Annotated in this window: 12 protein-coding genes; 7 read left to right on the top strand and 5 right to left on the bottom strand. The window is 58.1% G+C overall.

Translation table 11 applies throughout. The features are described 5' to 3' along the window. Positions 1 to 204: 204 nt before the first annotated feature. Positions 205 to 993: a substrate-binding domain-containing protein gene (locus BMY73_RS04505; protein ID WP_092405315.1), complete on the bottom strand. Its 789-nt coding sequence runs from the start codon at positions 991 to 993 to the stop codon at positions 205 to 207. Positions 994 to 1,150: 157 nt separating this feature from the next. Here BMY73_RS04505 and BMY73_RS04500 point away from each other — a divergent pair, with 157 nt between their 5' ends. From BMY73_RS04500 to BMY73_RS04480, 5 genes are all read left to right on the top strand, one after another. Continuing rightward, complete coding sequence (locus BMY73_RS04500; RefSeq protein WP_062382214.1) at positions 1,151 to 1,828, top strand: response regulator transcription factor; 678 nt, start codon at positions 1,151 to 1,153, stop codon at positions 1,826 to 1,828. Next, complete coding sequence (locus BMY73_RS04495) at positions 1,806 to 3,206, top strand: sensor histidine kinase (RefSeq protein WP_092405313.1); 1,401 nt, start codon at positions 1,806 to 1,808, stop codon at positions 3,204 to 3,206. The genes BMY73_RS04500 and BMY73_RS04495 overlap by 23 nt, the downstream gene beginning before the upstream one ends. Before the next feature lie 79 nt (positions 3,207 to 3,285). Further along, positions 3,286 to 4,476: a D-alanyl-D-alanine carboxypeptidase family protein gene (locus BMY73_RS04490; protein WP_371914949.1), complete on the top strand. Its 1,191-nt coding sequence runs from the start codon at positions 3,286 to 3,288 to the stop codon at positions 4,474 to 4,476. A gap of 139 nt (positions 4,477 to 4,615) precedes the next feature. Continuing rightward, positions 4,616 to 5,257 (top strand): TetR/AcrR family transcriptional regulator, encoded by a 642-nt coding sequence (locus BMY73_RS04485; protein ID WP_218190143.1) that lies wholly within the window; start codon positions 4,616 to 4,618, stop codon positions 5,255 to 5,257. A gap of 46 nt (positions 5,258 to 5,303) precedes the next feature. Further along, complete coding sequence (locus tag BMY73_RS04480) at positions 5,304 to 6,257, top strand: alpha/beta fold hydrolase (protein WP_092405309.1); 954 nt, start codon at positions 5,304 to 5,306, stop codon at positions 6,255 to 6,257. 251 nt (positions 6,258 to 6,508) lie between these two features. On the opposite strand, the gene BMY73_RS04475 is transcribed toward BMY73_RS04480, so the two are convergent. The 4 genes from BMY73_RS04475 to BMY73_RS04460 all read right to left on the bottom strand — a co-directional run bounded on the left by BMY73_RS04475 (position 6,509) and on the right by BMY73_RS04460 (position 11,373). Next, the gene (locus BMY73_RS04475; RefSeq protein WP_092405307.1) at positions 6,509 to 6,895 is read right to left on the bottom strand and encodes a DUF1850 domain-containing protein; all 387 of its coding nucleotides are present in this window, start codon (positions 6,893 to 6,895) and stop codon (positions 6,509 to 6,511) included. Continuing rightward, positions 6,892 to 8,919: a TRAP transporter permease gene (locus BMY73_RS04470; protein WP_092405305.1), complete on the bottom strand. Its 2,028-nt coding sequence runs from the start codon at positions 8,917 to 8,919 to the stop codon at positions 6,892 to 6,894. The genes BMY73_RS04475 and BMY73_RS04470 overlap by 4 nt, the downstream gene beginning before the upstream one ends. A gap of 74 nt (positions 8,920 to 8,993) precedes the next feature. After that, complete coding sequence (locus tag BMY73_RS04465) at positions 8,994 to 9,947, bottom strand: TAXI family TRAP transporter solute-binding subunit (RefSeq protein ID WP_092405303.1); 954 nt, start codon at positions 9,945 to 9,947, stop codon at positions 8,994 to 8,996. A 148-nt stretch (positions 9,948 to 10,095) separates the two neighbouring features. Beyond that, positions 10,096 to 11,373 carry a DUF2254 domain-containing protein gene (locus BMY73_RS04460; protein ID WP_092405301.1) on the bottom strand — a complete coding sequence of 426 codons (1,278 nt, stop codon included), beginning with the start codon at positions 11,371 to 11,373 and terminating at the stop codon, positions 10,096 to 10,098. 185 nt (positions 11,374 to 11,558) lie between these two features. Between BMY73_RS04460 and nhaA the strand changes: the two genes are divergently transcribed. Together nhaA and BMY73_RS04450 are read left to right on the top strand one after the other, a co-directional pair. Beyond that, positions 11,559 to 12,896 carry a Na+/H+ antiporter NhaA gene (gene nhaA, locus BMY73_RS04455; RefSeq protein WP_092405299.1) on the top strand — a complete coding sequence of 446 codons (1,338 nt, stop codon included), beginning with the start codon at positions 11,559 to 11,561 and terminating at the stop codon, positions 12,894 to 12,896. A gap of 195 nt (positions 12,897 to 13,091) precedes the next feature. Then, positions 13,092 to 13,646 (top strand): carboxymuconolactone decarboxylase family protein, encoded by a 555-nt coding sequence (locus BMY73_RS04450; RefSeq protein ID WP_062382204.1) that lies wholly within the window; start codon positions 13,092 to 13,094, stop codon positions 13,644 to 13,646. The last annotated feature ends 9 nt before the right edge of the window (positions 13,647 to 13,655 follow it).

Below are 13,655 nucleotides of genomic sequence, written 5' to 3'. Positions count from 1 at the left end.
GCATTAGTCGCTGCGGGCTTCCTGCTGTTCAATCGAATGTCATGGACGGCGCCGGGTTCTCATCCGTGTCAGACGGATTGGCTGTATACGTGACAGGTGTATCCAGTCTTGTTCACCAGTGCCGTGCCACGCCCGCGTGTCGACTCGAAACTGCCGCTGACCAGACGGCACCTGACGACTTGCCGCTATCGCTTTCTTCTTGATTCAAAACGGCTCAAGGCCGCTTTGTTTTATCGCTGCCCGGCCTTGGGACGACTTCATGTAATCGAGCAATGCCCGGGCTTGCACAGGGTGCGGGCTGTTCTTCATGAGGGCGCCGGAATACAAGACCATTTGCTGCACGTTGTCAGGGATCAAACCCACAATATCAATCCCCGGCGCCGCCTTAAGCTCACTCAACTGCTGAAAACCCAATTGAACATCGCCGCGAGCCACGGCACTGCCCACTGGCTCGGCCGAAAGAGCCCGGCTTTTGAGCTCGAAGTTCCGATCAAGCGCCATACGTGGGAATAGCCAATGTGAAAGATACATGCCGGTGGGGGTGTTGGCGTAAGCGACGGATTCAGCGTTCATCAGGGCATCACGCAAGGCCGCAACGGTGTCAATCCTGGGCTGTTTAGCGCCGTCCTTTACCGCCATGGCGATGAAGGACTGCCCAAGATCCACGCGGGTGGCCGGATCCACCCGGCGCTGCGCAACCAGTCTGTCCATGGCCGCCCTGTCCGTCAGCACCAGGTCAAACGCCTGAGGACTGGACTCTGGCTGAAACGTATCGGTCAGCGTCACGTCAGCGGTGGGCGACCTGATGATATCCAGGTGAATTGAGCGACTTTTTTCATAGTCAGGGGCGAGGGTCCGGGCCGCAGCTATGAAGCCGCTGGAGCAAAGCAACCTCAGGGTCACTGGACGATCTGCGGGCTTATCGGCTGCGTGACTCAGGCCGGTGCTCAAAACAATGCAGGTCAGCAAAAGTGGTCTGAAGCGCGGGTGCATGGCAGGCAATTCCTCGTCGGCAAAACCGTCACGCTAAAGCAGCGCCTGACTTCCCCTGTGTTAACCCGCGTTAAGAAAAATTTACTTTAACGGACAAACGTACCGGCTCACCTTGCGCCTGCCGTTAGAATGTACGCCCCCAACTCTGGAGTTCAGAATGAATCGTGCGTTAGTCATCGAGGACGACGAAGTCACCGCACACGCCATCATCACCGAGCTTGACGCCCATGGCTTTGACACTCAGTGGGCGGATAACGGACGCGAGGGGCTCGCACTGGCCATCGCAGGCGGCCATGATGTCATCACCCTGGACCGGATGCTGCCCGATTTTGACGGACTGACGATCGTCAGCACGCTGCGCCAGTTGTCCATCCAGACTCCGGTGTTGATGATAAGCGCTCTGTCGGATGTGGATGAACGTGTTCGCGGCCTGCGCTCCGGTGGCGACGACTACCTGACAAAACCATTCTCGATGATCGAAATGATTGCGCGCCTCGAGGTGCTGTTACGTGACCCGGCGCCCGGGGAAACGGAACACTGTCTGCGCTTCGGAGGGCTGCAGATGAACCTGATTGCCCAGACGGTAACCCTCGACGGTCATGCAATCGCGCTGCTTCCCACCGAATTCAAACTGCTGACTTACCTGATGCGCAACGCCGGGCAGCTGGTCACGCGCACCATGCTGTTCCAGGAAGTCTGGGGTTATCACTTCGATCCCGGCACCAATATCATCGAAGTCCATCTCGCGCGCTTGCGTAAAAAGATAGAAGGACCGGGCGCGCCGGCCATCCAGACAATCCGTGGTTCAGGCTATGTTCTCGTCGACAGGGACTGAACGCTGGCGATCCAGCGGGAGCCGTCTGATCGGGCTGTATGCGCTGTTCTTCGTGGCCTGGGGTGCCGTTTTCACCGGCGTCCTGTACTGGGAAATCACGCACTACCTGGGTTCTGTCGCCGAGCGAACGCTGATGCAGCGCGCGCATTATTATCAGAAGGTCAGCGACACAGCGCTGGTGTCCGAGCTGGCCGGGAGCGAGGTGTACTCTACGCCAGGCATCGATGCTTATGGGTTGTTCGAAGCCAATGGCGAGCACCTGACCGGCGACTTGCTCAAGTTGCGGTCCAATCTTCCCGACGATGGACAGGTGCATTATCTGGAGCGCGGTTTAAGCATCGCGTTGCCCAATGAAGAAACCCGCAGCAGCTATGCGCTCCGACTGGATCGCGCGGATGGCAGGATCCTGATTCTCGCACGCGACGGAGGCTCGATCTCTGCCGTTGGAGGCATCATCGGGCAGGCTCTGTTTTGGGGGTTGTCGTTGACGCTGGTCCCGGGGCTGATCGGCTGGCGCCTGTTGCGAAGACGCCCCATCCGGCGCGTGGAGCGTCTGCAGCGCAGCACCGAACGCATCGTGTCGGGTAACCTGCGTGAGCGGCTGCCCCTTTCGCCTCGCCGTGATGAACTCGACATGCTGGCCAATGCCGTCAACACCATGCTCGAACACATCGAGCAGCTGATGCTGGAGGTCAAGGGTGTGTGTGACGGCATTGCACATGACCTGCGAACCCCTCTGACCCGGTTGCGTGCCCGCCTGTATCAACTGCAAAAGCTGCCGCTGCAACAGGTCCATGTCGATACACTGAACCTTGCACTGGAGGAAAGCGAATCCATCATGTCGCGCTTTCAAGGCCTGCTTCGGATTTCTGAGCTGGAAGACACCCGACGCCGCTCAGCCTTCGAAGCGTTTCAGCCTCAGCGGCTGTTACAGCAGGCCCACGAGTTTTATGAGCCGCTCGCTCAAGAGAAAAACCAGCGATTGATCTTGCAGACACCTGATGACTGTCCATGGCTGGAGGGCGACACCTCGCTGTTGTTCGAGGCGTTGGTTAACTTGATGGACAACGCGATCAAGTTCACTCAACCGGGCGGCAACATCTACCTTCGCTGCGCGCGAAACGAGCACAGCTTGAGCATCGTGGTGCAAGACAATGGGCCGGGCATTCCTCAAGACGAACGAGACAGTGTCACCCGACGCCTCTACCGCGGTGACCAGTCACGGCAGCAATCGGGCAACGGACTCGGTCTGTCACTGGTGGCTGCGATTGCCAGACTCCACGGGTTCGGGCTGGACATCGAAGCAGGCGTCGATGGACGTGGTACCCGAGTGACACTGAAATGTCCTCTGCACGACCCACAGCACGGCGCTTCTTAAACTTTTCTTAACCCTGCTTAATTGGTCGCTGTGTTCGCGCTGATCTAGGTTGTCGCACCTCGCGTCCAACCAAGGCTTTCTGTTCGTGAAACACCTGACCCCACGGCTCTTCCTGACTCTTGCGTTGACTCACTGGCCGACAGTGTTCGCCGCACCCGTTCCCTCTGGCCCCATGACGCCCTCAGCGCCTGAGCTTAACGCAAAATCCTGGGTGCTGATGGATGCTGCCAGCGGCTACGTGATCACCAGCCATGATGAAAATGAACACCTGCCCCCTGCCAGCCTGACCAAATTGATGACGGTTTACGTCGCGACCAACGAAATACAGAACGGCCGATTGCGGTCCGATGATGAAGTCACCATCAGTGAAAACGCCTGGCACACCGAGGGATCGCGCATGTTCCTCGATCCACGAAGTCAGGTTGCCGTGCATGACCTGTTGCGCGGGATCGTCATTGATTCGGGCAATGACGCAAGTGTCGCGCTCGCCGAGCACATCGCCGGCGATGAGAACAGTTTCGCCGGGTTGATGAACGCCACGGCAAAGCGGCTGGGGCTCGATGACACACACTTCATGAACCCGACCGGCCTCCCCGCGCCCGACCATTACTCTTCAGCCCTGGACATGGCAAAGCTTGCGCGGGCGATCATCAACGATGAGTCGGCTTACTACTCGCTGTATAAACAAAAACACTTTACCTGGAACGGGATACGCCAACCCAACCGCAATCTGCTGTTGTGGCGTGATGAGTCCGTGGACGGCCTGAAAACCGGTCACACAGAGGCAGCGGGTTACTGCATGGTCACCTCTGCCCTGCGCGACGGTCACCGCTTGATCACGGCAGTATTCGGTTCCACCTCAATGAAAAATCGCGCCAATGACGCTGAAAAACTGCTGAGCTACGGCTTTCGCTTCTTCGACACCCAAACGTATGTAAAGGCTGCTCAGGTCCTGTCAAACCCGATGCTCTGGAAAGGCGAAGACCGCACGCTGCCCGTAGGGTCGCTGGATGATATCTCCCTGACCCTGCCAAAGGACCGGAATCGCAAGGTCGATGTCCGCGTAAACATCGACCACCCGCTCATCGCCCCCATCGCCATGGGCACGGTGGTCGGCAGCCTGGACCTGTACGACGGCGAAAAGAAGCTGGTGACGCGGCCTTTGATCGCCTTGGAAGAAGCGCCTGCGGGCGGCTGGTGGAAGCGTACCTGGGACACCGTGCGTTTGTTCTTTTTGAGCATGTTCGGACGAGGAGAATCGGACCGATAAGCCAATGGCAGCCGGCGGGATACGCTCCATGATACTGCGGGGTTATTGCTGATTTTCAAGGCCGCAGGCCTGGTCTTAAGAGAGAACGTGACCAGGCCGTGATGGGTTAAACACGGTATTTTTATCTTCGGCTCTTTATTTGGAAACGATTGATTCCTATACTTGCGCCATGACGACTAAAAATGACTTCTCCCTCCGGCCAGGTCGGCCGCGCGAATTTGACACCGACGCGGCGCTGGACAAAGCGATCACACGCTTCAGTGAATATGGATTTCATGGCACCTCGATCTCGGACTTGAACACGTGCCTGGGCCTGACGTCGGGCAGCATCTACAAGGCCTGGGGTGACAAACGCGGCCTTTTTCTGGCGGCGCTCGATCGCTATTTGACCTTACGCGCAGAGGCGATTGCCGCCTGCCTGGCAAGCGAAAACTCCGGGCGCGACAAAATCGAAGCACTGCTCGTTCACTATGCACGCCTTAGCTGCGAGGCTGCTGGGCGCACAGGATGCCTGGTTGTCGAAACCGCGGTTGAGCTTTCGCGGGCTGACGACGAGATTGCACGCTTGATCGGCGCGCAGCAGGACCGGCGAGAGGCCCAGCTCCGGCGTCTGATCGAGGAAGGTCAGTCGGATGGCTCCGTTGGTGAGGGACTTGATGCTCCGAATCTGGCAAAGCTGCTCCTGGTCCTCCAGCAAGGCATGCGGGTAGTGGGCAAAACGGGCGCAGACACCGAGCAGATGCTCGCAATGGTGAGCGAGCTGATGGGACTGCTGGAGTAATCATTTAGCCAATTAGGAAACGTTCAATTCCATTTCGGGAGATGTCATGAACATGCGATCAGAAAAACCAGCGTACGTGGGCACGGATTTCATGGTGCGTACAGATTTCTGGCAGCGATTTCGCCATGCAAGTACACAGGTGGGCGTCGTCAATATTCACTACGTCGAGGGTGGCGCAGGCCCGACGCTTCTGCTGATACCAGGCTGGCCACAGAGTTGGTATGCATGGCGCTATGTAATGCCACAAATGGTGGAAGCCGGTTATCGAGTGATTGCGGTTGATCCACGTGGTATGGGGGAAAGTGATGCGCCGGCAGGTCCTTATGATCTGCGGAGTGTCGCCACGGAGCTGCATCAGTTTGCAGAAAAAATCGGCCTGTTTGATGAAGGGCCGATCAATGTCGCGGGGCACGATGTGGGAACCTGGATTGCCTATGCGTGGGCCGCAGACTGGCCTGCAGACATCCGCCGCGTCGCGTTGCTTGACGCGCTGATTCCCGGCGTTTCGGCGCCGCGCACTGATTTGCCGTCCGACGAGGCCAACCGGCGCAGTTGGCACTTTGCGTTCAACCAACTCGACGACCTTCCTCAGTTGCTGATATCCGGTCGCGAACAGGCATTCCTCACGTGGCTGTTCAGGGCCAAGGGGCTGCAACCCTGGACCATTACCCCTGAAGACATTGCGGTCTACGCACGCCAGCTGGCCGCACCCGGTGCACTGCAAGCGGTAACCGGGTACTACCAGTCAGCACTGTCCCCGGAAGGGGTTGCCGCCAACCGGCGTCGCGCGGAAACGCCACTTGAGATTCCAGTACTGGCCCTTGGGGCAGAGCGAGGGGTGGGTGATCATATCGTCAAAGCCCTGCGCGCCCTGGCTCCCCATGTGCAGGGTGAGGTGATCCTCAACGCAGGCCATTACCTGCCGGAAGAGGCTGCGAACCGGATAGCCGATGAGTTGATCGGTTTTTTCGGCAATCTTGACGAGTCGCGGTCCCTCTAGCCTTTTTCTTACTGCCAAATGGCAAGGGGCGCGTGTGATCGCGGTGGCCTGCGGCAAACACGAGAACCTGCTTCGCGAATTGGGCGCCGACGCATTTATCGATTACACGAAAACCACCGCCGAAGCGGTAGCAACGGATGTGGACGTGGTGATTGACGCCCTCAACAATGAACCGGACGATTACATTTTTCATGAGTTGCGAAACTGTCTGCGCCCTACGGCGATCCGTGCTCCACTCCAGGTTAGGGGGATCAATGACGCTCGCACGCCCATAGCTCAATGCCGGGTTGCCTCGCGTCGGGCGCGCCCACCCAGATGCTCATCGCCTGACACCGCCCCTCAAAGCACAGCTGATAATCACCGGCTTGCGGCGTTCGGCCCAGTTTCAAGGGTTGCAGAGGACTCAACTGGCGGCGGTAGTGCCAACTGCCGTTTTCCAGAAAGGCGTCCTCCGGGATTTCCATCCCCGCGCCATTTCCGCGCACGCGGGCCTCGCCCAGCACCAGGCCCTGCGCAGTGACACGGTAGTCTTCTTCCCAGCGAATTTTCTCGACGGTGTGATTCCATGCCAGCGTGAAGCTGGTGAAAGGAAGTTGGGCCCAGACCACACCGGCCAGGCCCAGACACAGTCCGATCATGCATTGGCCACGGCGGTATGGCGTGAACGCCAGACGTGCTGGCCGATGACCAAAGCGCCCAGCACGAAGCCAGCTTCATCGGTCAGCGGCAACGCCACCACCAGCAACGCGCCTGCGACAAAAGCCAGCAACCGTTCCCACATTGGCATTTTCACTTGCAGATAACCGGTCGATGCCATGCCCCACAGCCCCACCGCCAGAACGGTTTTGACCAGCATGTAGGCGGTCATCCACAGATTACCGCCTTGCAGCATCAGCGCCGGGTTATAGACCGCCATGAACGGAATGACAAAGCCCGCAAGCGCAATACGCACTGCCCACAAGCTGATCTTGAATCCGGGTTCCTTGGCGATCGGCGCCGCCGCAAAGCAGGCCAGTGCGACAGGCGGCGTCAGGTCGGCAAGGATGCCGAAATAGAACACAAACATGTGCGATACGATGAGCGGCACGCCCAGCTCGAGCAGCGCGGGCGCGGCGATGGAGCTGGTGATGATGTAGTTGGGAATGGTTGGAATGCCCATTCCCAGCACCAGGCAGGTGATCATCGTCAGAATCAGCGAAAGCAACAGGTTGTCCCGACCGATCGCGAGAATGTAGCCCGCAAAGGTAGACGCCACCCCCGTCAAAGAAACGATCCCGATGATAATCCCGACCAGCGCGCAGGCAATGCCCACCGGAACCGCGTGACGTGCTCCATCGACCAGCGCATGCAGACAGATCACCAGGGTCTCGCGGCCGCCCTTGATGAACCAGCATGCCAATACCAGCGCTGCGATGACGGCGAAGATCACACCGATACCCAACTGGAAGAACCCGAAGCACAGCACCCCTAGCGCAATCCAGAATGCACAGCGCAGGGCGAAACTCGACACTCTGAGGATAATGGCCGAGCCGAGAATCACGATAGCGGTCAGGGCCAGCCCCACCATGCCGGAAAACAGAGGGGTGCGGCCGGAAAACAACAGATACACCAGCACCAGCAATGGAATCAGCAAATACCAGTTTTCTTTCACGGCACCCAGCGCGCTGGGGCATTGATCCTTGGGCAGCCCTTTGAGGTTGGAGCGCTTAGCCTCAAGATGCACCATCCAGAACACCGAGCCGAAATAAAGAATTGCCGGAATCAACGCGGCCTTGGCAATCTCCACGAAGGGGACGTTGATGGTTTCGGCCATGATGAAGGCGACCGCGCCCATGACGGGCGGCATCAATTGGCTGCCCATGCTGGAGGTCGCTTCAACACCACCAGCAAATGCAGCGCGATAACCAAAGCGCTTCATCAAGGGGATGGTGAACTGTCCAGTGGTGACGACGTTCGCAATACCGGAGCCAGTGATGGTTCCCATCAACGCAGAGGACGCCACCGCCACTTTTGCCGGACCTCCGAGCTTGTGGCCGAACAGCCCCATGGCGAAATCGGTGAAGAGCTTGATCATCCCGGCCTGCTCCAGGAAAGCGCCGAACAGGATGAAAAGAAAAATATAGGTCGCAGAAACGTAGGTCGGTGTCCCGTAAAGCCCTTCGGTGCCAAACGTCAGTTGATTAACGATCTGATCAAAGCCATAGCCGCGATGCGCGAGACCGCCCGGCAAGTATTCACCAAACAGGCCATACGCCAGAAACAGCCCACAGATGATCGGCAGCGCGATGCCCATCACACGTCGAGCCGCTTCGAACACCAGAGCGATCAGCAGCAGGCCAATCACCATGTCGCTCGTTGTGAGGTCGCCGGAACGCTGGATCAGATCCGCCTCAAATACCCACTGATATAACGCGGTAGCGATGCCAGCCAGGCTGAGCAACCACGCCATGGGTTGCCAAGGGCGGCTCCTGCCGTAGGCGGGATAACTGAGAAACACCACCCACAGCAGGAACCCCACGTGAACGGCGCGTAATACCTGGCTTGATAACGGAGAAAAGGCGGCTGTCACGATCTGAAAGATCGAAAACGCCAGCGCGACAAAGAAAAGGGTTTTAGGCCAATCCCGCGGGCTCGCGGGAATGCCGTGATGATCTTCACTCATTGACTGCCTCATGACCGCATTGAACAAGGACGGAAACGGGCGCGGTCACATAAGCAACACCGCCCCCGTGAGCGTTACAGCGCGCCTTTTTCCTTGTAGTAGCGTTCAGCACCAGGGTGCAGGGGAATTGGCAGGTTCTTGGCGGCGGTTTCCAGCTTGATGTCCTTGGCCGCGGAGTGCGAGTTGCCCAGACGGGTCAGGTTGTCGAACATCAGCCTGGTCATCTCGTACGCCAATTCATCCGGAACATCGGCACGGGTGACGAGAATGTTGGTGATCGCCACGGTGGGCACCGCTTCAGGCTGACCGTCGTAGGTATTGGCTGGAATCATCGCGCTCTGATAGGCAGGATTGCCGATTTTCGCGACGACGTCAGTCGGGATGGATACGTAGTTGAGCGGCATCACCGAGGACAGGTCACGAATCGCCGCCATACCTAGTCCCGACGACTGAAGTGTAGCGTCCAGCTGGCGGTTCTTGATCAGCTCGACCGATTCGGCGAACGGCAGGTATTGCACCTTGCCCATGTCCTCGTAGGTCAATCCTGCCGCCTTGAAGATGGCCCGCGCGTTGAGTTCGGTACCGGATTTCGGTGCCCCGACGGAAATGGTCTTGCCCTTGAGGTCAGCGAGGGTCTTGATCCCCGATTCCTTGCTGGCGACGATCTGGATGTAGTTGGGGTAGGCGCCGCCTATGGCTCGCAGCTTGGTCAGCGGTGCTTTGAAACCTGCGTCCGCCACGCCGTCTTTGGCATCGGCAACCGAATCGCCAAGCGCGAATGCAAGTTCGCCGCGACCGGCCTGTAACAGGTTGAGGTTTTCGACCGAGGCCTTGGTAGCCTGAACGGACGTCTTCGAGCCCGGTATCCCGTCGCTGTAGATTTGCGACAGGCCAACGCCAATCGGGTAATAAACCCCGCTTGTGCCTCCGGTCAGGATATTGATGAAAACGGGGGCTGCGTGTGCGGCGCTGGTGACAGCCAGCGCGGCTGCCGCGGCCAGGAGGGTGGATCGGGTGGTCACTCGCATGGGGAACTCTCCGTCTTGTTATGGCTTTATGCAGAGTCCTTCCAATGTAGTAGATAGATGCGCAGAGGGTGGCAAGTTGATAGCCAATCTGTGAGGTGATTTTCGCAAACCCGCCGTTCAAGGAGCGTTGTGGACGAACCGCGATGCGCTAGCGGGGCATCGTGCAGGCCAGCGAAAGTAGCTGATCCTTCTCATATTGCAGCTGCAATGAGGCATCCGCACGGCTGAGCAGAAAATCCGCGTGCTTGATGCAGACCAGTCGAAACAGCGTGGGGTTTATCTGAGAAAGGCTGATCAGCGCCTTGAGAAGTCGAATGTTGACTTCGAGCAAACCTGCACCGTCTCTGCTAATCGGCGAAAAGAAATCAGTGAACAGATCGTCGACCGTCAAGCCCCGAAGGTGGACCAAGTCGCAGCCTGGATCATGTTCTGGTGATGGAATCTGCGGCTTGGCCCAGCAGGTCAACGTTCTGACCCCTCGGCCAATGACATCGATAGCCGTCCCGGGATCGTTCACCGCCGGAGACAAAGCGCGAGATGCAATTTCCGAGAGGACCGAGAGCCCGAACCGGGGGTCGTGCTCAAACGCCCTTCTGACACCTATGGTGAATGCCGCCCGGATCTTCTCTGGGGGAAAGTTGCCGTCATCCTTGCTCGCCAGATCCAGCGGTACGATATGCCCCAAAGGCATCCCTACGTGGACAAAACTCCCCGGTAGTACCTCCAGATAGAGCCGGATCTGGCTCTCTTTGGCGATAACGCCTAACGCCTGGACATCGATATGCTGTACATAGCCGGTTTGCTCACTGGACAGCGGGCGCGCAGAAACGGGGAGCACAAGGTCAAGTGGATAAGCAGCACCGCCCATATACGGCCACTGTGCGCGCCGGTTGATGGCGGCTATCGCGGCGTTTTCCACCCTATCAATGGTTTCCCCCACCCTTCCGAGCTTGGACAAATGGTCAATCCAGCGCAGCAGCGTGTAAACGATGAGGATTACCACGCCTATCGTCACCGCAAACAGCAGCACGCGCCCCTGCTTGCCGTAGGCCCCCGTACTTAGAGCGATGATGCCGACAAGGCTGAACAAGAATGAACCAATGAACGTGGCCAGTGCGTTTTGAGTCGTGGCGTCCTCCATAACGAGGGTCGTCGCGCGAGGTGTCACCCCGCTGCTGGCGGCACTGTACGCACTGACCATCGTGCTCAAAGAAAACGTGGTCACCGCCAGCATGCTCGATGCAATGATCCCGAGAATCTTGTCCACCGCATCGGCGCCGATACGCGCTGGCAAAGACTCAGGGATAAAGTCCCTGAAGACCACGGCAAGCAACGCCGTGGCAACCCCAAGCAGCGAAAACAGGGACGCTCTGAACCACAGCCGCTTAGTGAGTTGATTGGTGATCCAACGCCAACGCGCAATCATGTGAAGTACCTTCGGGGGCTACCGCTGATTGAGTGGCTAATGGCATAGAAGTTTCATTGCGCCATGTCGATAGCAGTTTGCATCTTTACTGCCGGCTACCTATCATCGCGATGGGTGCTCTGACGCATACAGCACAGGGCAGGTTAAAGCTTAAACGTCGGTCGGGCCGCTGACGGAGAGTGCTTGTGTCCGATAAAAAACCGGCGTCCGCTTCTATTCCCCGTCCTCAAATTCTCACTGAACGTGCGCTGTCAGCACTGGAGCGGTTCTCGCACATCGAAGCCGTCAGCGGCATTGTCCTTTTGCTGGCTGCAATGACTGCACTGATCTGGGCGAACAGCCCTTTTGCCGAATCTTACGAGCATTTCTGGAATACGCAGCTCACGTTCGGGGTCGGCAATTTCACCGTGTCTCGTTCGCTGCATTTTTTCGTAAACGACGGATTGATGACCATTTTCTTCCTGGTTGTCGGGGCGGAAATCCGTCAGGAAATCAGAGACGGCGCGCTGGCCAACATGAAGCTTGCAACGCTGCCGCTTGGGGCCGCTCTCGGCGGCGTCATGATGCCAGCCATTATTTACACGCTGCTCAACCATGACACCGAGGCCAGTGCAGGCTGGGCCGTCCCCACCGCTACCGATATTGCCTTCGCGGTGGGCGTACTTGCCTTGCTGGGGAAGTCGATTCCAGGCGGTGTACGAATTTTGCTGCTGGCCTTGGCCATCATCGATGACATCGTCGCTATTCTGATCATTGCCGTGTTCTACACCGCCAGCCTGGATTACATGGGATTGGTCGTCGCTGTCGGCGGACTCTTGCTCGTGCTGCTGCTTCAACGAATGGGCATCGGCAAGGCGTACGCTTTTGTTTTACCCGGGGCAATTGTATGGTTTGGTCTATTGAAAACCGGTGTGCATCCGACCTTGGCGGGCGTGATTCTTGGTCTTATGACGCCCGTGAAATCCAGACCTGCCCATGAGCGTCCACTGGAAACCATTGGCCGAACCTTCCATGAGCTGATGGACCGATTTTCCCAGCCTGGGGATGATCCGGAGGCCGTCGCCAAACCTCTGAAACAGCTGCGCCATGCCCAACGGGAAGTATTGCCACCCGTACAGCGTATACAAGTGAGCCTTCACCCCTGGGTTGCTTATGGTGTGATGCCGCTGTTTGCATTGGCCAACGCTGGTGTGAGTCTCGCCGGTGCCAATTTGGACGAGACCATTTCGCACAATGTTTTTGTAGGCGTCATCCTGGCGCTGGTTTTGGGTAAGCCGCTTGGCGTGATGCTGGCCAGTGTGACGCTGGTCAAACTCAACATCTGTACCCTACCGGACGGCGTGACCTGGAAAGGCGTGGCGTTGGTGGGCCTGTTGGCAGGAATAGGGTTCACGATGTCCATATTCATTGCCTCGCTCGCGTTTTCGGATCCGGCACTGCTGTCATCCGCAAAACTCAGTGTGCTTGCTGCCTCCTCCGTCGCGGCGATAATCGGTTTGATCTGGGGGAAAATGAAATTTTGAGCAGTGATCAAGAAGCTGACTCCGCCAGGTCATCGAACGTTATTTAACGAAACTCGATTCCGGCAACAGCGTCTGCGCGCTCCCCCTTATTCCTGAAGGGCATGAATGATATGCCCGCCCTCTGCGTTCCGCAGTCCCGCCGAGAACAGCAAGATAGCCCCAGCACTCTTGCTGACCCACTCAAGGACAACTGCGATGACCACGTTCACTCGTTACACCGTCGAAACCGCCCCTGCTGCCTCCAGGCCTGTTCTGGAAGCCGTGCAGAAAGCCTTCAGCTTCGTACCGAACCTGCAAGGCAATATGGCTGAATCGCCAGAACTCCTGGCCGGCTACAGCCAACTCTGGGACCTGTTCGGCAAGAGCACGCTGACCCCGCACGAACAGCAAGTGGTGTACCTGACGTCCAACTTCGAAAACAACTGCCACTACTGCATGGCCGGGCACACCACCCTGGCCAGGATGATCGAGATGGCCCCCGAGGTCATTGCCGCCCTGCGCGCCGGCAGCGTTATCCCGGATGCTCGCCTGGAAGCGTTGCATGTTTTTACCACGGCGGTGGTGCGTGATCGCGGGTTCGTCAACGACGCGGGTATCGAGGCATTCCTGGCTGCCGGATTCACGCGTCGCAACGTGCTGGAAGTCGTATTGGGTGTCGCCACCAAGGTCATGAGCAACTACACCAACCACTTGGTACACACGCAGCTAGACCCGTTCATGAAAGGCAACGAATGGACCAAGCCAGCCTGAAAACCGGCA

Source organism: Pseudomonas sp. NFACC02 (assembly GCF_900110765.1).
Taxonomy (GTDB): domain Bacteria; phylum Pseudomonadota; class Gammaproteobacteria; order Pseudomonadales; family Pseudomonadaceae; genus Aquipseudomonas.
This window is presented reverse-complemented; position numbering and strand designations above follow the sequence as displayed.